Below are 17714 nucleotides of genomic sequence, written 5' to 3' on the forward strand. Positions count from 1 at the left end.
TTCGGTTACCGCCGCCAGGACTGTTTTTGCTAATGTTTCGCACTGAATTATCCCTTCGACCCGCCGCCCAGCTGCTCAACCAGAGCGCCCGCGTCCTCACCATCGGGTCGTGTTTTTCGGACGTCATCGGGGAGCGGCTGGCCGGCCACAAGGTCCGCACGCTGGTCAACCCCTTCGGCACCGTATTTAATCCTCTGGCGGCGGCCCGACTGCTGCGCGCCGTAGCCGGCGAGGATACCGACTGGCAACAGCACTTGGTGGAGGCCCGGGGCCGCTGGCAGAGCTACGATTTGCACGCCAGCGTGGGCGCCGACTCGCCCCCGGCCCTGCTGGAGCGCATCGAGCAGACCGTGCGCGAGACGGCCGAATTTGCCCGCCGCGCCGACGTGCTGGTGTGGACGCTGGGCACCGCTTACGGCTACCGCCTGCGCGACACCGGTGAAGTCGTCAATAACTGTCACAAGGTGCCGGCCGACCGTTTCGAGAAGGAATTGCTGACGGCCGAGGAAATCGTATCGGCCGTGACGGAGGCTTACGCCCTGCTGCGGCAGCAGAACCCTAAGCTGCGGCTGGTGCTGACGGTGAGCCCCGTGCGCCACCTCAAGGATACGCTGCCGCTGAACGCGGTGAGCAAATCGGTGCTGCGCGTGGCCTGCCACTACCTGAGCGAGTTGCTGCCCGGCGCCTCGTACTTCCCCGCCTACGAGCTGCTGCTGGACGATTTGCGCGACTACCGCTTCTACGGCGCAGATATGCTGCATCCCTCGGACGTAGCGGAGCAGTACGTGTGGGAGAAATTTACCGGGGTGTACTTCGACGCCGGCTTCAAGCAGTTTGTGCAGGAGTGGGAAGGCATTCAGCGCGCCCTGCAGCACCGCCCCCTCCACGAAGGCGCCCCGGAGCACCGCGAGTTTTTGGAGCAGACCCGACAGCGTCTGCAACGGTTGCTGAGCCGGAACATAGACGTTCGTTTAGAGCTGCTGGATGTGCAGGACCGGCTGGACGCACTTCCGGTCCCCGCTCCGTCTGCCCAGCCGGAGGACGTAGACGATGGCGAAGAGCGCATCGATGTCGGCTACGAGGACGCGGTTATTACGCCGGCCGTGCCCAAGCCGCTGCCGGAAGCCACTCCGGCGCCCAAAGTCACCGAGCCAACCTGGGAGGAAATTCTGTCGGCGGACGAGCCGGAAGAAGAAGACGACGAAACCGAGGAACCGACTACGGCCAACGAAGCCGGGGCGGCGCTGCCGGGTGAGCCGGGGGCGGGTAAGCGGCGCAAACGCAAGCGCGGCGGCCGCAAACACAAGAAAAAGAACCGCCCGACCGAAGAGGAAGTGGCCGCAGCCGGCGTAGAAGCGCCGAATGCCGTCAGCAGCGCGGCCGCAACCGCCGGGCCCACGGCCACTGAAGGGGCAGCCGAGGCGCCGTTGGTTGACGCCGGACTGCCCGCGCCTATGAAGGCTGAAGCTCCGGTAGCTGAGCCCACGGAATCGGGCGAGCCGGCGGAACTGGTGGTACCCACCGAGCCGGCGCTGCCGCCCGTGGAACAGCCCGCTGCCGAAGAGCCGCTGCCGACAGCGGCCAAAAAGCGCAACCGGCCGAAGCGGAAAAAGCCCGCGCTGTACGCCGAGCAGCCTACGGCTCCGACTGAGAAGTTGCCCGCCCACTCCCCTACCCCGGAACCTGAAGTGGCGGAGGTAGCTACTGAGCAGCCCGAAACCACGCCGGAGGAAGTCTTGGTTACGGTGCCTGTAATGGAAGATCTGGCCCCAGCGCCCGCTCCGGCGGAAGCCGTAACGCCGGCAACCGAGCCCGTGGCTGCTGACAAACCCCAAGCGCCAAGTCGCCGCAGCCGGGCCCCGCGCAAGGCTAGCAAGCCAGGCTCCACGCTCGACGCGGCAGCGGAAGCACCGCGGCTGCCGGAAACGCCCGCATTGCCAGTTCTGCCGCCCGTAGAGCAGCCTGCTTTGGTGTCGGCGCCGGCTACTCCGGCGGTTATCGAACCAGCTACCCCCGAACCGGCGGCTGCCCCGGCGCCGAAGCGGCGTGCGGCCTCGCGGCGCAAGCCGGCCGCTACTGCAAAAGCTGCTGCCCCGGCGCCGACCCCGGAACCGGCTCCGGTGGAACCGCCCGCTTCGGCTGCCGAGCCCACTCCCGCGGCGCCGAAGCGGCGCAGCCGGCCCCCGCGCCGCAAGCCGGACGAGCCGGCCGCCAGCTAATGTGTAAAACAGCAAGCCCGGTCCCTAGTGGCCGGGTTTGCTGTTTCCGGCGGCTGGCCCGTACAAGCCAGAACCGCCGCGCCGTCTTATTCCTCGCTGCCCATGACCTCCTCCGCTCCTACCGCCCGCCCCAACCGGCTGATTCACGAAACCAGCCCCTATCTGCTACAGCACGCTCATAATCCCGTCGACTGGTACCCCTGGGGCGAGGAAGCGCTGAGCCGGGCCCGGCAGGAGCAGAAGCCGATTCTGGTCAGCATCGGGTACGCGGCCTGCCACTGGTGCCACGTGATGGAGCGCGAGTCGTTTGAACACGAGCAGATTGCGCGCATGATGAACGAGCGGTTCGTGTGCATCAAGGTGGACCGCGAGGAGCGCCCCGATGTGGATCAGGTATACATGGACGCCATTCAGGCCATGGGCGTGGGCGGGGGCTGGCCGCTGAACGTGTTTCTGACGCCCGAGGCCAAGCCCTTCTACGGCGGCACCTACTTCCCGCCGCGGCAGTGGTTTGAGCTGCTGCAGCAGGTGTCGAATGCCTACGCTTCCGCCGAGCACCGCCCGGCGCTGGATAAGTCGGCCGAGGACTTTGCGCGGGTGCTGCGGGCCCACGATCTGGAGAAGTACGGCGTACGAGCCAGCGCGGCGGCAACCTCGCGGCGGGAACTGCAGAAGCTGCTCGGCAACCTGGAAAAGCGCTTCGATACGCACCTGGGCGGGCTGAGCAAAGCCCCGAAGTTCCCGATGCCGGTGGTCTGGCGCTTTCTGCTGCGGGCCTGCGTGCTGACCGGCAACCACGCCCTTCGTACCCAGACCGAGCTGACCTTGCGCGAAATGGCCTGGGGTGGGCTGTATGACCAAATCGGCGGCGGTTTTGCCCGCTACTCGGTGGACGCCCAATGGCTGGTGCCGCACTTCGAGAAAATGCTCTACGACAACGGGCAGTTGCTGAGTTTGTACGCCGAAGCCTACCAGCTGGGCCAGGATGAGCTGTACCGCGACGTGGTGCAGCAGACCGTAGCCTGGCTGCGGCGGGAGCTGATGAGTCCGGAAGGCGGCTTTTACTCCTCGCTCGATGCCGATAGTGAGGGCGAAGAGGGCAAATTCTACGTCTTCACCCTCGACGAGCTGCACGAGGCCCTAGGCGACGAAGCCCCGCTGGCCGCCGACTACTACCGCGGCACCGCCGTCGGCAACTGGGAGCACGGCCGCAACATCCTGCACCGCCGCCACACCGACGCCGATTTCGCCCAGGCTCACCAGCTCACGCCCGGCGTCGTCGCCGCCCTCGTGGAAAGCTGGCGCGACAGGCTCCTGGCCTACCGCAGTCAGCGCGTGCGCCCCGGCCTCGACGACAAGATTCTGACCGGCTGGAATGCCCTGGCGTTGCGCGGCCTCGTGGATGCCTACCGCGCCTTTCGCCAGCCCGAGTACCTGCAGCTGGCCCTGCAGAACGCGGAGTTCATCGAAAACAACCTGCGCCGGGCCGGTGGCGGGCTGTGGCGCACCACCAAGCACGGGCGCGCCAGCATTCCGGCCTTTCTCGAAGACTACGCCCTACTCATCGACGCGTACACGGCGCTCTACGAGGCTACTTTCGCCGAAAGCTGGCTGCAGCGGGCCGGGGAGCTGACGGAATACGTGCTGCTGAATTTCGCGGACCCCACTGAGCCGCACTTCTTCTACACCGACGCCACCGCCGAAGCGCTGATTGTCCGCAAAAAGGAGCTGTTCGACAACGTGATTCCCGGCTCCAACTCCGTCATGGCCCACAACCTGCTGCGCCTGGGCACGCTGCTGGACCGCCCCGACTGGCGCGAGCGGGCCGCCGCCATGCTGGCCGCCGCCCAGCCGCTGGCGGTGCAGGAGCCCCAGCACCTGGCCGGTTGGGCGTCGTTGTACCTGAGCGTACTGGCCCCGCTGGCCGAAGTAGCCATTGTCGGGCCGGAAGCCGAAGCGTTTCGGCGGGAGCTGGGCCGCCACCTGCTGCCCAACGCCGTGCTGACGGGTACGGCCGACGCGAGTGAGTTGCCGCTGTTGCAGGGGCGCACGGCCCTCAATGGCCAGACTACTATTTACGTCTGCTACAACCACGCCTGCCAGCGGCCGGTGCACAGCGTGGCGGAGGCGCTGGCGCAGCTGCAGGCGGCCGGGCTGCCCGGGTAAACCGCTGATTGAAAAGGCGCCGCCCAACCCTTTGATTCGGCGCAACATGCTGAAATAGCCATGCTTCCATGCCGACCCCAACTCAGCAGCATCTTGGCAATCGGCAAACAATCTTAGCCCGTCGGCGGTCTATCTTTGCTGTTCGCCGCCTGCCTTACCGTGTCCCAGACTCACCTCTTTGCCCTTCCTGCCGACGAGCCCACGGCCGCGCCTGCCGACCGCGTCACGCTCTTTGCCGACGTGGTGCTGCCCTTGCCGCTGCCCAAGCTCTACACCTACCGCGTACCCTTCGAGCTGAACGACCAGGTCGTCATCGGTGGGCGGGTGCTGGTGCAGTTCGGCGCGAAAAAGACCCTGAGCTGCATCGTGGCGGCCGTGCACGAGACGCCGCCCAAGGACTACCAGGCCAAGTACATCTTGGAGTTCATCGACGACGCGCCGGTGGTGACGCAGCCGCAGCTGAAGCTGTTCCGCTGGATTGCCGATTACTACATGTGCACCCTGGGCGAGGTCATCAACGCGGCCCTGCCCTCGGCGCTGAAGCTCAGCTCCGAGTCCCGGGTGCAGCTGCACCCGCAGTATCTGGCGGAGGGCACGCCCTACCCGCTCACCGAGCAGGAGGAAAAAATTGTGGCGGCCCTGAGCAGCGGCGAGGACAAGGTGGACGGCAAGGCGCTGACGTTTTCGGAGGTTGGGGAAGTACTGGGCATCAGCTCGTTCCACAAGGTCATCAAGTCCCTGATTCAGAAGGACGTCATCTTTCTGTTTGAGCACATTGCCGACAAGTACGCGCCCAAGGTGGTGAAGAAGGTGCGTCTGGCCCACCATTTCATGGCCCAGGACGCGCTGGAAGGTCTGTTCGAGAACCTGGCCTCCAAGCCCAAGCAGGTGGACGTGCTCATGCGCTACCTGCAGCGCGTGCCGGTGTATCAGAACGAGCACCTTAACCACAACGGCATGGAGAAAGCGGCGCTGACCAGCAGCCCGCACCTCTCCCCGTCCGCCGTCAACACGCTCATCAAAAACGGCGTGCTGGAGCAGTTCGACCAGATTGTGTCGCGCTTCCCGCTGGATGAGCAGGACCCCAAGCAGATGCCCTTCCAGCTCAGCGAGGCGCAGACCACGGCCCGCAACCAGATCATGGAGCTATTCGGGCAGAAGGACATCACCCTGCTGCACGGCGTGACGGGAGCGGGCAAGACGGAAATCTACATCGACCTGATTCGCTCGGCCCTGGAAGGCGGCGGGCAGGTGCTCTACCTGCTGCCCGAAATTGCCCTCACCGCCCAGATTGTGACCCGCCTGATGCGCGTGTTCGGCTCGCGCCTGGGCGTGTACCACTCCAAGTTCTCCGACAACGAGCGGGTGGAAGTGTGGAACGGCGTGCTGTCGGGCCGCTTCCAGGTGGTCGTGGGCGTGCGCTCCGCCGTGTTTCTGCCCTTCGACAACCTCTCGCTCATCATCGTCGACGAGGAGCACGAATCCAGCTACAAGCAGTACGACCCGGCCCCGCGCTACAACGCCCGCGAGGTGGCCCTGATGATGGGCACGTTTCAGGGCGCCAAGGTGCTGCTGGGCTCGGCCACGCCGTCGGTGGAAACCTACTACCAGTGCCGCGCCGGCCGCTGGGGTCTGGTGTCTTTGACCAAGCGCTTCGGCGAGGCTGGCCTGCCCGACATCGAGCTGATTGACACCCGCCGCAACCAGCAGCAGGGCCAGAAAAAGCCCACCCACCACTTCACGCCCGAGCTGACGGCCGCCATCGAGGGCAAGCTGGCCCAGGGCGAGCAGGTAATTCTGTTTCAGAACCGCCGCGGCTACTCGCCCTTCATCAGCTGCCTCGACTGCGCCTGGATTCCGAAGTGCAAGAACTGCGCGGTGAGCCTGAGCTACCACAAGCACGCCCACGAGCTGCGCTGCCACTACTGCGGCCACCACGACCAGATGCCGCGCGAGTGCCCGGCCTGCGGTTCCCGCGCCATCAAGGCCGTGGGCTTCGGCACCGAGCGCATCGAGGACGATTTGAAGCTGATGCTGCCCGAGGCCCAGGTGCAGCGCATGGATCTGGACACGACCCGCGCCAAAAACGCCTACCAGCAGATCATCAGCGACTTTGAGCAGCAGCGCACCAACGTGCTCGTCGGCACGCAGATGGTTACGAAGGGACTGGACTTCGGCAACGTGAGCCTGGTGGGCATCATCAACGCCGATTCCATCATTCACTACCCCGATTTCCGGGCGCACGAGCGGGCCTACCAGATGTTCGTGCAGGTGAGCGGGCGGGCGGGCCGCAAGGGCAAGAAGGGCAAGGTCATCATCCAGACCGGCGACCCGCAGCAGCAGATTTTCGACAAGGTCATGCGCAATGACTACGTCGAGTTCTACGAGTACGAAATTGCCCAGCGCCGCGAGCATATGTACCCGCCGTTTGCCCGCGTCATCAAGCTCACCGTGAAGCACGTGGAGGAGCGCGTGGCCCTGGAAGCGGCCGTGCGCCTGACGCAGGAGCTGGTCGACCGCCTGGGCCGTGAGGCGGTGCTGGGGCCCGAAGCGCCCTACATCTTCCGCATCCGCAACTTCTACCTGCAGGAAATTACCATCAAGCTCAGCCGCGAGCATACCGTGCTCAAGCACGCCAAGGCCCAGATTCTGGAGTCGCTGAACTTGCTGCGCGACGACAAGGACTTCCGGCAGGCGCGCTTCGTGGCCGACGTGGACCCGATGTAGCGGCGGCCCGCGTAGTTGCACCCTTGCCCCGGCAGTTGGCTGATGCCCTGACTGCTGGGGCTTTTTGTTTGCGTCCTTTAGTAATATTTGCAGGTTACTGTTGTGCTTTGCGCGGCCGAATCACACCTTTATGTGGTTAAAACTTTATTAAGTAAGAGCGTTTACCAAGCAATAATTCATCTATATTGCCGCCAAATTCTGGCAAAACGGCCGGTTTAAACTGGGTTTACTTCTACTTCATTTCTCTTCTTTCTTTTACCAACCACATCCATGGGAAAGTTCTCCTCCCTCTTCGCCACGGCCCTGGCCGTCGTAACCCTGGCCTCGTGCAGCAAGGAAAGCTACACCTTCCGTAGCTCGGCTCCGTACGGCACCACTTACACCGCCGCTACCAAAGTAGAGCCCGTAACGGAAGCTGCCCCGGCCGCCGAAGCAGCTACGGCTCCCGAGCTGACCGCCTCGACCGTAGCTGCCCCGGTAGCTGCTCCCAAGGCTGCCCGCACCTACGCCGCCCACGCCCAAGCCAGCAAGGCTTCGGTAGCCAAGGCTGAAACCAAGGCTGCCCCCACGCGCGCCGAGGTGAAAGAGGCCAAAGCAGCCGTGAAGGCCATGCACAAAGCCGCTAAGAAAGCCAAGGCTGCTGCTCCGGCCGCTAGCGGCAAAAGCCAGCTGGTAGCTGCTCTGCTCTGCTTCTTCCTGGGCGGCCTGAGCATCCACCGCTTCTACCTGGGCTACACCGGCCTGGCCATCCTGCAAATCGTGCTGAACATCTTCATCATCGGCTTCATCTGGGTACTGATCGACCTGATCCGCATCCTGACCGGCAGCCTGCAGCCGAAGAACGGCACCTACGAGAAGACGCTGTAATTGCGGCTTCTGCCCAATAAAAAAGCCCCGGCCAGTTGTGGCCGGGGCTTTTTTATTGGCTGGGCGGGCTTACACCTGCTCCAGCAGCCAGAGTACCAGCAATACGATGCCGATGATGATGGCAATGGTGCCCAACACGGCAAAGATGCCGTTGACGCTCGAAAACAGGGCCAGAATGAGGCCGATGGCCAGCAGAATGATGCCCAGGCGCAGGTGGCTCTGGGCTTGCACCTGCTCGGCCGAGGCGGCGTTGTAGTGCTTTTTCGCCTGCACCTTGGCCGTCATCTTCTCGGCTTTGTGCATCATCTTCTTTACCAGGGCCCGCTCTACCAGGCTGGGCTTGTGGGCGGGCTTGGCAGCAGCTACGGCTTTGGCCTGCGGCTCGACAGCGGCGGGGGCCGCGGCCGGCGCCGGGGCGGGCGTGGCAGCTACGGCCTCGGCGGGAGCAGCGGCGGCGGGAGCCGTAGCTTCGGCAGCGGCCGGAGTCGGCACGGTTTTTACGGCCGTGTGCGTCTCGTGGTAGGGGCTGGTTTTGGGCAGCATGGCGTACTCGCCACGGCTGCAGCCGCTCAGGGCCACGGCTACCAGCGCGGCGCTGGCAAGCTGGCTGAACAGTTTGGCAACGTGCTTCATTTGGAAAAGGAGTTAGTGAAAAAAGAAAGTCGCATTTAAGGGTCCTACGGCCGCAAAATAAAAACGGCTGGTCAATACCGCAGCAGAGGCGGCGTTGGCAGCCATACGCGCCCGGCCCAATCAGGGTTAAGCCCGACAACGAACGTACTCCGCCTCAGCACTGTTAGGCCAATGCCGCTTTCTTTGCACCCATCTATGCTCACTTCGCTCCGATTTCGCCTGCCTGTCCTGCCAAGCCTGTTGCTGCTGCCGGCTCTGCTGGCGGCCTGCACCCAGACGCCCATCGTGGAAAGCAACGCCGGTCTGATAGCCCAGCGCCGCCTCGGGGCCGCCCCCGATTCGGCTGGCTACCAGCGCAAGGCCCCGCAGGACCCCAATGGCATCGGGAAGTACTACATGGGCCGGCAGATTGCCCACGTAATGGGCCACGACGCGGCCGGCTGGCTGGAGCGCCCCGGCCGGCAAGAGCAGGAAGGTACCGACCTGCTGCTGCGCGCCCTGCACCTGAAACCCACCGACGTGGTAGCCGATCTGGGCGCGGGCACCGGCTATTTTACTTTCCTGATGAGCCCCCTGGTGCCCCAGGGCCGGGTGCTGGCCGTCGACATTCAGCCCGAAATGCTGGCTAAGGTCCGCGCCGTCAGTGCCGAGCGGAAAATCACCAACGTGGAGCCCGTGCAGGGCACCGTGCGCAACCCCAACCTGCCCGTCGGCACCCTCGATCTGGTCCTCATCGTGGATGCCTACCACGAATTTGACCACCCGCGCGAGATGATGCGCAACGTCCGCAACGCCCTCAAGCCTGGCGGCCGCGTGGCCCTGGTGGAGTACCGCGCCGAAGACTCCGAAGTGCCCATCAAACGCATTCACCGCATGAGCGAGGAGCAGGCCCGCCGGGAAATGGAAGCCGTGGGGCTCCGCTTCGTGGAAAATAACAAGTCCCTGCCCCAGCAGCACTTGCTGATTTTTCAGCGCTAACACCACTCAACAGCTGCACTGCGCAACGGAGCACTAGCCGTCATTGCGAGGAGGCACGCCATTCTGCGCATCAAGCGGCATGAAGCCTTACGCCCGCGGCACCGCGGCCCAACCAGCAGAAGCTTGAAACAGCCCCGCCCGAAGCTGCCGTTTCGGGCGGGGCTGTTTTCGGTGAGTCAGCGTTGTAGCGGTGGTGCTACTGGAGGAACGGTTAGCTACGCCTTTCTGCGGGTGCCGCGCTTGACTCCGTCGACCTCCGCTCCGCGCGCAAAGACGGCTGGTGCTACCCTTGCCCGGCCAGCTGCACCTGCTCTATCCGTTCGGGCATCCGTTGCCATCTGCGGTCTACCTTTGCGGCTGATGAATACCCCCGTCGACCCGCGCCTGCTTTCCATCCAGGACTACACCTACGAGCTGCCCGCCGGCCGCATTGCGCCGGCTCCCCTCCCCAACCGCGACGCCTCCCGCCTGCTGGTATACCGCCGGGGCCAGATTGCCGACCACGGGTTCCGGGAGCTGCCGGCCCAGCTGCCGCCCGACGCGCTGCTGGTGTTTAACAACACCAAGGTGGTGCGGGCCCGGCTGTACCTGCACAAGCCCAGCGGCGGGCAGATTGAGCTGTTTTGCCTGGAGCCCGTAGCCCCGCAGCGCGCCATCGAGCCGGCCATGCAGCAAACCTCGGAGTGCGTGTGGCGCTGCCTGGTGGGCAACGGCAAACGCTGGAAAACCGGCCCCGTGCAAGCCACCTTCACCACGCCCGACGGTCAGCCGGCTACGCTGGAGGCCGAGCGGGTGGCGGCGGAGGAAGGCAGTTCCCTGATCCGCTTCCGCTGGCAGCCGGCCGAGCTGCCCTTCGCGCAGGTGCTGGCCGGGGCCGGGCGACTGCCGCTGCCGCCCTACCTGGGCCGCGAGGCCACCGGCGAAGACGACGAGCGGTACCAGACCGTGTACGCCGCCCACGACGGGGCCGTGGCCGCTCCTACGGCCGGCCTGCACTTCACCCCGGCCGTGCTGGCCGAGCTGGCCGGGCGCGGCATTCAGTCGGCGCAGCTGACGCTGCACGTGGGCGCGGGCACGTTTCAGCCGGTGAAAGCCGAGCGCATGGCCGACCACCCCATGCACGCCGAGCCCATTAGCGCCACGCGGCAGGTGCTGCGCCAGCTGCTCGAGCACGCGCCGCGGCCGGTCATTGCCGTGGGCACCACCAGCCTGCGCACCCTCGAAAGCCTGTATTGGCTGGGTGCCGCGCTGGTGCGCACCGGCGAGCTGCCGGCCCAGGTGCAGCAGTGGGACCCGTACCAGCCCGGCGCCGGAGAAGTACCCACCGCCACTGCCCTGCAGGCCCTGCTCACCGAGCTGGAGCGCCGCGGCGACGACGCCCTGCAGGCCAGCACCCAGCTGCTCATTGCGCCGGGCTACCAGTTTCAGGTAGTGCAGGGCCTGGTCACCAACTTCCATCAGCCCGAAAGTACCCTGCTGCTGCTGGTAGCCGCCCTGCTCGGCCCCGACTGGCGCCGTGTGTACGAGCACGCCCTCGGCCACGACTACCGCTTCCTGAGCTACGGCGACAGTTCGCTGCTGCTGCCCTGAGCCCCCCGCTGGGTGAAGATTACCTGAACGCACGTTGTTGGCCGCGGCCAGCAGCATCCTTCGGCGCAGCGGCGCGTATAGAAGGCAAGTCAATTAACTCCTGACCTTCCTTCCATGAAAAAGATAATGATGCTGCTGGCCGCCGTAGCGCTGACCAGCCTGACGGCTTCGGCCCAGGATACGCCTTCCCAAACCAAAGCCGGCCGGGCCGTGGATGCCACCGCCCAGGGCGTAGAAAGAGGCGCTGAGAAAACCGGCAGTGCCGTGAAGCGCGGCGCCAAGAAAACCGGTCACGTCGTGAAGCGCGGCGCCCAGAAAACCGGCCACGCCGTGAAGAAAGGCGCCAAGAAAGTCGGTAACAAAGCCGAGGACGTGGTAGACTAGCCTTCTGCCCGGTCTGAAAAACCAACAAAGCCCCGCCGGAGCAGTCCGGCGGGGCTTTGTTGTGGATTTTGGCCAAGCGGCGCGGTGGCGCTGGCAGCCGCCCTGCCCGTCCGAAACGCCTGCGGTTGGGGCAAAGCAAGCGGTGGTAAACCCGCTGCCGCGGCGGGCTGATGGTGGCCGTTAGGGGCCTCTGCCTTGGCAGCGGCCAAGCTCGTCACTAGCATCCTTGGTGGCGGGCTTGCGTAGGACAGAACCCACAACCACCGCCTTCTACCATGAAAAAGATACTCCTGCTCTTATCGGCCGTGGCGCTGACGAGCGTTTCGGCCCTGGCCCAGTCTGGCACCACTTCTTCGTCCACCACCACCTCGGGCACGACTTCGGGCAGCGTGACGGGCTCCACCACTTCCTCGTCGTCCAGCACGACCAGCGGCGGCACCGTGGGCACCACGTCTAACGGCTCCATGTCGTCGGCGGAGGTGGATATGCACAACGGCACCAACCACGACCCGACTTCCCCGACGGGCACCAGCCGCGGCGTACGCTCGGGTAACCGCCCGGTCCGGAATTCGGGCCAGCGGAGCGGCCAGACGATGAAGAAAGACTCGAAAAAGACCACGAAGAAGTCGGGCTACTAAGCCCGGCTCCTCTGTCGCAAAAAGCCCCGCCGGACACTCTCCGGCGGGGCTTTTTCGGTTACGCAGCTTGCGCGGGCCGGCTTGACCGGGGCTGCTGCCCAGATGCTCTGCCCCGGCTACCAGAGCGCGCCGTTACTGGCCTACGAAGAACACCGCATTGCTGAACAGCAGCTTGCCGGCGTGCCAGAAGCCGCGGAACAGCGGGTTGTCGCCGAGGTAGATGACCTGGCCGCGGCCCATTTCCTGCACGCCCAGCACCACCGTGTCGCCCAGCTTGCGGCGGGCCTGGCTGCCGGTGAAGCCCGCGGCGGCCTGCCCGCGGCGCAGCACGCCCACGTTCCAGCTGCCTTCGCCGAGGTACTGGAAGTTGAGCGGGTTGCGCACCAGGGCGTAGTACGTCGCGCCGTAGCCGAAGGCCAGCGGGTGCGAGTTGTCGAGCTGCAGGGGGTACACGCTGCCCTGCACCAGCTCCTGCAAGGATTCCCGCTCGGCGGCGGCGTAGCGGCGCAGCAGGCGCGCGGGGTCGGGCTTGCGGGTGCGGGTGGTGTCGGCGGGCTTGTTTTTCAGCGCGAAGTCCTTTTTGCCGGCCAGAAAGCTCATGGCGCCTTCCAGGGCAATGAGGCGGCCGCCGGCCCGCACCCAGGTTTTGAGGTTGTCCAGCTGCCGCTCGGGCAGGGCGTCGCCGTAGTAGCCGTCGGGCAGGATGATAACGTCGAACTTGGTCAGCGGCACCGAGCCGAAGTAGTCGGTGCCGAGCACGGTGACGGGGTAGCCCAGTTGCTGCTCGAAGAAGTGCCAGACTTCCCCGAAGGCCGAGGCGTCGACGCCGGGGCCGGCCAGCACGGCCACGTTGGGGCGGCCCACGCCGTGCACGTTGCTGGAACCCAGGTCGGAGCCGCTGGTGGCGAAGCCCGTCTGCACGGCCGTCAGCTCGGCGCCCACCGAGTCGGCCAGCTGCCGCACCACCGCGTCGAAGCGGCGGCCCAGGCCTTCGTTGTTGCCGCGGGTGAGAATGAGGGCGCCGGGCTGAAACTGCCGCCCCCCGGCCTCAAAAGGCTGGTAGGCCACGCGCACCCGCACCTGCCGCTGCAGCAGGGCCGCCAGCAACCGGGCGTCGCGCAGGGAGTTCCAGCGGGCAATGTAGGCGTAGGGTGTATCTGTGGTCGACTGCTGGTTGCTGGTTGTTGCTCGCGGAGTGTTCGGACGGGCAGCCGCCGTTTTCGACTCCCCTCCGGTCAGCTGAGCTTTCAGGGCGTAGCCCTGCAGGCCGTAGGCGTAGGGCAGCGACCAGGCGGTAATGTCGTAGGTCAGCGAGTCTTCCAGGGCCGACTGCGGCTCGAACAGCACCTTTACCAGCGTCGACTTGGGCTGGTACATGCTGACGACCAGGTCCTCGGGCTTCAGCTCCACGGCTTCTTCCCGACCGGTGGCGTAGTTGTAGGCTCGGGTGGTGCGCTTTTTAGCCGCGTAGCCGAACTGAATCTGCTGCTGCTTCAGGTAGTCTTCCAGCGGCGCCAGCCGCTCGGCCGGACCGCTCACCACGAAGGTTTTGTAGCGGCCGCGGGGTTTCTGGCGGGCATCGGCGTAGTATTTCCCGAATTCGCGCAGCAGCTCGGCCTGGTGGTCGGCGGCGGCGCGGATGGTGGCCCAGCTGGCGGCGTGGTGGTGGGCAATGCGCTGGCTGAGGGTGAGCGTGTCACCGTCGGACTTCACGTAGCGCACCCCGGCCCGGCCCGAGCCGCCCTGCTCGTAGGTCATGCCGATGGCCCCGTTGAACGAGGGCCAGGTGTCGCCGTAGCTGGGAGCAAACAGGTCGTAAGTTTCGCGGGTGAAGTACAGCCAGCCGTTCTTATCGAAGGTCTGGCGGTTGTAGTCGCCGATGCGGTTCTGGAACTGGCGCTGGTAGGCGGTAATGTCCTCGTGGAAGGGTTTGGCCGCGGGCGAGAAGTAGTAGGGCGCGTCGGGGCCCATCTCGTGAAAGTCGGCGTGCACCTGGGGCAGCCACTGGTTGTAGAGCTGGATGCGCTGCCGGCTTTCCACCTGCGTCTGCCAGGCCCAGTCGCGGTTCAGGTCGAACAGGTAGTGGTTGTAGCGGCCGCCGGGCCACGGTTCGCGGTGTTCCCAGCTCAGCGGGCCGGCGTTGGTGGGCGCGGCGGCCACGCGGCCGTACCACTGCACGTACCGCTCGCGCCCGTCGGGGTTCACACAGGGGTCGATAAGCAGCACCACTTTCTCCAGCAGGGCCTGGGCCTCGGCGTTCTGGGGGTTGGCAAAGTCGTAGAGCACCTGCATCACGGCCTCCGACGACACGGCCTCGTTGCCGTGCACGTTGTAGCTGAGCCACACCACGGCGGGCTGGTCGGCGGCGGGCGTACCGCTCTGCAGGCCGGTGCGGCGCAGGTTGCTCTGGCGGATGTCGTCGAGGCGGGCCAGGTTGCGGGCCGAAGCCAGCTGCACCACCTCCAGCGGCCGGCCTTCGTAGGTTTTGCCGTAGGGCTGCACGCGCAGGCGGTCGGGGTACTGCCGGGCCAGGTAGTCGGCGTAGCGGAGCACCTCGGCGTGGTAAGTGAAGCGGCTGCCGAGCGGGTAGCCCAGAAACTGAGCGGGCGTCTGCAGGGGCGCAGTAACCGGTTGGGCCAGGGCGGGCAGCGCCACCAGCAGGCCGGAGGCCAGCGTGGTGGCCCGCAGCAGGCGCAGAAGGGGTCGGAACATGCGGAAGAACGGTCGGAAAAAGCGGCCCTCGGCCGAGGACGCAGCTAAAGTAATGCCGGCGCCGGTTTGGCCACATCTGCCTACCCAATACCCAGCTACGTCAGGCCCGAATTCGGGAGTCAGACCTGCGAAATTGACCTTCGCAACCCCGAAATCGGAAGTGTGTCCTACGAAATTTATATTCGCACCACGGAAATTAATACTCGCACCACCGAAATCAAGCCTGCACCACCGAAACTGGTATTCGCAACGTCGAAATCAAACCTCGCGACGCCGAAACTGCCCTTTACAACACCGGAATCGAAGGTCCGACTCTTGAAACTGCCCTTCTGACGTTCGAAATCGGAGTCGAACCCTGGATTTCGACCTGCGAAATCTCGAAATCCAGGGTTCAACCATCGAAATCGGGGGTCGCCCCCGATTTATTGCCGCCTTGCCGGGGCCTTAGTCGGCCGGGTACTCCGCTGCGGGAGTTTCGGCGGGTTTTTCCTTGAGCTGATACAGCACGCTCTCGGCCACGCCGCGGCCAAACAAGCTCAGGCCGGCGTTGAACACGCCCAGGGCCAGGGTGCCGGCCGCCACCCACTGGGTTGTCGGCTCGCCGTTGCGCTTCATTTCAGAGGCCCACTGCACCAGACAGGTGCCAAAACCTACTACTACCAGCCCTGCCGGGGCAAACAACAGCCATTTGGATTTGTGCGTCATCGGGAAAACGTGTTGGGGTGAAGAATCAGGGACGGCCACGGGCCGGGCTAAGGCCTACGGCAAAAACTGCCGCCCCGATTCACCCCCGGGCGCCGGTATTTGCGTTCCTTTGCGTTTCCTACTGCCCTTCCCTGCCGATGTCCGCCACCTTATTCCAACAGCTGCTGCACGCCGCTTTCCGCCAGGACCTCTCCACCGCCGTTGCCTCGGCCGACTTGCACGCCTACCAGGATTTGGAGCGGGCGGCCCCGCGCGAGCAGGGCTTCCGCTTCGAGCGGCTGCGCCTGCTGGTGGCCATGAGCCTGATGCGCGCCCTGGCCGACCTGGGCGACCATGACGAAAGCCGGCAGGTGCAGCAGGTATTGCAGCGCGCCCTCACGGCCCGTAGCATCGAGCAAATCGACGCCACCATCACCAAGGAAGCCAAGCATTTCGAGCGGCTCTACACCGATTTGTACGTCAACGAGGAGGGCGAGCAGCTGCTGCACCTGTTCGAGCGCACCCTCGACGCCGACACCATGCCCGCCATGGACGCCGTCATCCAGGAAGCCGCCGAGCTGGTTGACGAGCTGGACTTCGACGCCCCGCACGAGGACGACGAGGACTAGCCGCCGTTCCTGTTTCCCCATAAAAAAAGCCGCTTCGGAAGCTTCCGAAGCGGCTTTTTGGCGTCAGCACCAGACTACAGGTAGCCCGGGGTCTGCGGAGTGGCGTTGCCCAGGTTGATTTCGTACTGCGGGATGGGCAGCACGCGGGCATCAGCCGTGGAGGGGTTGGTTCCGAGGTTGCGGCCGGTGCGGCGGTAGTCGTGGATGCGGAAGCCTTCGAAGGCCAGCTCCAGCTCCCGCTCCAGCAGAATATCGGCCAGCGCGACGCTGGTGCGGGGCGTGGCCCCGGCCCGCTGCCGGATGGCGTTGATGTCGGCTAGCGGTGTGGCCCCCGTAGTGGTACCCAGGCGCTGGTTGGCCTCGGCCCGAATCAGGTGCATTTCGGCCAGGCGAATCACCGGAATGTTCTGGGCGAAGTCGTTCCACTTAAAGGAGCGCAGCTGCCCGGTGCGCACGGCGTCGCCCACGTAAATCAGCCCGTCGCCGATGCTGGCCTGCTCGCCGCGCTCATCCGAGGCCTCGTACTGCCCGGCGAAGGCAGCCGAAATAGCCACGTCGGCGCGCCCCTGAAAGCCCACTGATTTGCCGGAGTAGAAGGTGGCCAGGCCGTCGTTGGCGGCGCCGGCGTTGTTCTGCTCGTTTTGCAGCACCTCAAACAGCACTTCGGTTGAACCGTCGCTGGTAAAAGCGTCCGTCACCGAGGCATTCAGCGTGGCGCCGCTGCTCTGGATAACCTCGTTGGCCAAGTCGCGGGCCTGGGCGTAGTTACCGAGCTGCAGGTACACCCGGGCCAGCAGAGCCTTGGCATCGTAACGGTCGAAGCGGCCGGCTTCGTTCTGCGTAGGCAGGGCCTGCTCGGCGGCGCGCATGTCGGCCAGGACCTGGTCGTACACCTGCTGCACGGTGTTGCGCGGCAGGCGGGCCGAGGCTTCCTCCACGGTGCGGTTGGCACGCGTCACTACCGGCACGCCGTAGGTGCTCGTCAGGGCGGGCTGCCCGTACAGGCGCACCAGCTCGAAGTACATCAGGCCGCGCATCAGCTGCATCTCACCCTGCAGCTGCTGGCGCCGGGCCGCGTCGCGCACGATGGGCAGGGCCTCCAGCACGAGGTTGTTGATGTTGATGAGGCGGTAGGCGTCGCGCCAGGTGCGCTGCACGTCGGCGTTGACGGTAGTAATCTGCACCGAGGAAATTTCGCGGTACGACTGGAACGAGCCCTGCCACGACAGGTAGCCCGGCGAGGCCAGCAGGTCGGGAATCATTACCAGGTTGGTGCCGTAGAGGGCCGGCTGGTACAGGCGCGAGTAGGCGCCCACCACGGCCGTCTGCACCCCCTGCTCGTCGCTGAGGGCCGTTTCCGTATCGATGGATTGCTCCGGGTTGATTTCCTGTTCGCAGGCCGAGGTCAGCAAACCGGCTCCGAGTAGCAGCGCCGCCATCAGGGCGCGGGAAGACATCTTGATCATGGTAGTACGCATCGGTTATAA

The 17714-nt window shown here is 65.4% G+C and carries 13 protein-coding genes; 9 read left to right on the top strand and 4 right to left on the bottom strand.

Translation table 11 applies throughout. The features are described 5' to 3' along the window. Positions 1–32 precede the first annotated feature (32 nt). From EJV47_RS10645 to EJV47_RS28660, 4 genes are all read left to right on the top strand, one after another. Positions 33–2219: a GSCFA domain-containing protein gene (locus EJV47_RS10645; protein WP_165903695.1), complete on the top strand. Its 2187-nt coding sequence runs from the start codon at positions 33–35 to the stop codon at positions 2217–2219. Between the two features lie 102 nt (positions 2220–2321). After that, complete coding sequence (locus tag EJV47_RS10650; protein ID WP_126693139.1) at positions 2322–4385, top strand: thioredoxin domain-containing protein; 2064 nt, start codon at positions 2322–2324, stop codon at positions 4383–4385. A gap of 159 nt (positions 4386–4544) precedes the next feature. After that, complete coding sequence (priA, locus tag EJV47_RS10655; RefSeq protein ID WP_126693140.1) at positions 4545–7112, top strand: replication restart helicase PriA; 2568 nt, start codon at positions 4545–4547, stop codon at positions 7110–7112. A gap of 270 nt (positions 7113–7382) precedes the next feature. Next, the gene (locus tag EJV47_RS28660) at positions 7383–7979 is read left to right on the top strand and encodes a TM2 domain-containing protein (RefSeq protein WP_243651108.1); all 597 of its coding nucleotides are present in this window, start codon (positions 7383–7385) and stop codon (positions 7977–7979) included. 69 nt (positions 7980–8048) lie between these two features. Here EJV47_RS28660 and EJV47_RS27990 read toward each other — a convergent pair whose 3' ends face one another. Beyond that, positions 8049–8612: a hypothetical protein gene (locus tag EJV47_RS27990; RefSeq protein WP_165903696.1), complete on the bottom strand. Its 564-nt coding sequence runs from the start codon at positions 8610–8612 to the stop codon at positions 8049–8051. A gap of 195 nt (positions 8613–8807) precedes the next feature. Here EJV47_RS27990 and EJV47_RS10675 point away from each other — a divergent pair, with 195 nt between their 5' ends. The 4 genes from EJV47_RS10675 (at position 8808) to EJV47_RS10690 (ending at position 12202) form a co-directional block, all read left to right on the top strand. Beyond that, positions 8808–9590, top strand: coding sequence for a class I SAM-dependent methyltransferase (locus tag EJV47_RS10675; protein ID WP_126693143.1), 783 nt, complete (start codon positions 8808–8810; stop codon positions 9588–9590). Between the two features lie 360 nt (positions 9591–9950). Next, positions 9951–11180, top strand: a complete 1230-nt coding sequence (locus EJV47_RS10680) for an S-adenosylmethionine:tRNA ribosyltransferase-isomerase (protein WP_126693144.1) — start codon at positions 9951–9953, stop codon at positions 11178–11180. 114 nt (positions 11181–11294) lie between these two features. Continuing rightward, entirely contained in the window at positions 11295–11564 is a 270-nt protein-coding gene (locus EJV47_RS10685) for a hypothetical protein (protein WP_126693145.1), read from the top strand. A gap of 275 nt (positions 11565–11839) precedes the next feature. Further along, entirely contained in the window at positions 11840–12202 is a 363-nt protein-coding gene (locus EJV47_RS10690; protein WP_126693146.1) for a hypothetical protein, read from the top strand. Between the two features lie 132 nt (positions 12203–12334). Here EJV47_RS10690 and EJV47_RS10695 read toward each other — a convergent pair whose 3' ends face one another. Together EJV47_RS10695 and EJV47_RS10700 are read right to left on the bottom strand one after the other, a co-directional pair. Further along, positions 12335–14914, bottom strand: a complete 2580-nt coding sequence (locus tag EJV47_RS10695) for a M14 family metallopeptidase (RefSeq protein ID WP_126693147.1) — start codon at positions 14912–14914, stop codon at positions 12335–12337. Between the two features lie 444 nt (positions 14915–15358). Next, on the bottom strand, positions 15359–15619 hold the full coding sequence (locus EJV47_RS10700; RefSeq protein ID WP_126693148.1) for a hypothetical protein: 261 nt from the start codon (positions 15617–15619) through the stop codon (positions 15359–15361). 137 nt (positions 15620–15756) lie between these two features. Between EJV47_RS10700 and EJV47_RS10705 the strand changes: the two genes are divergently transcribed. Next, positions 15757–16227: a hypothetical protein gene (locus EJV47_RS10705; protein ID WP_126693149.1), complete on the top strand. Its 471-nt coding sequence runs from the start codon at positions 15757–15759 to the stop codon at positions 16225–16227. A 74-nt stretch (positions 16228–16301) separates the two neighbouring features. Here EJV47_RS10705 and EJV47_RS10710 read toward each other — a convergent pair whose 3' ends face one another. After that, complete coding sequence (locus EJV47_RS10710; RefSeq protein ID WP_126693150.1) at positions 16302–17705, bottom strand: RagB/SusD family nutrient uptake outer membrane protein; 1404 nt, start codon at positions 17703–17705, stop codon at positions 16302–16304. Between the last annotated feature and the right edge of the window lie 9 nt (positions 17706–17714).

This window comes from Hymenobacter gummosus, assembly GCF_003970915.1.
In the GTDB taxonomy this organism is placed as follows: domain Bacteria; phylum Bacteroidota; class Bacteroidia; order Cytophagales; family Hymenobacteraceae; genus Solirubrum; species Solirubrum gummosum.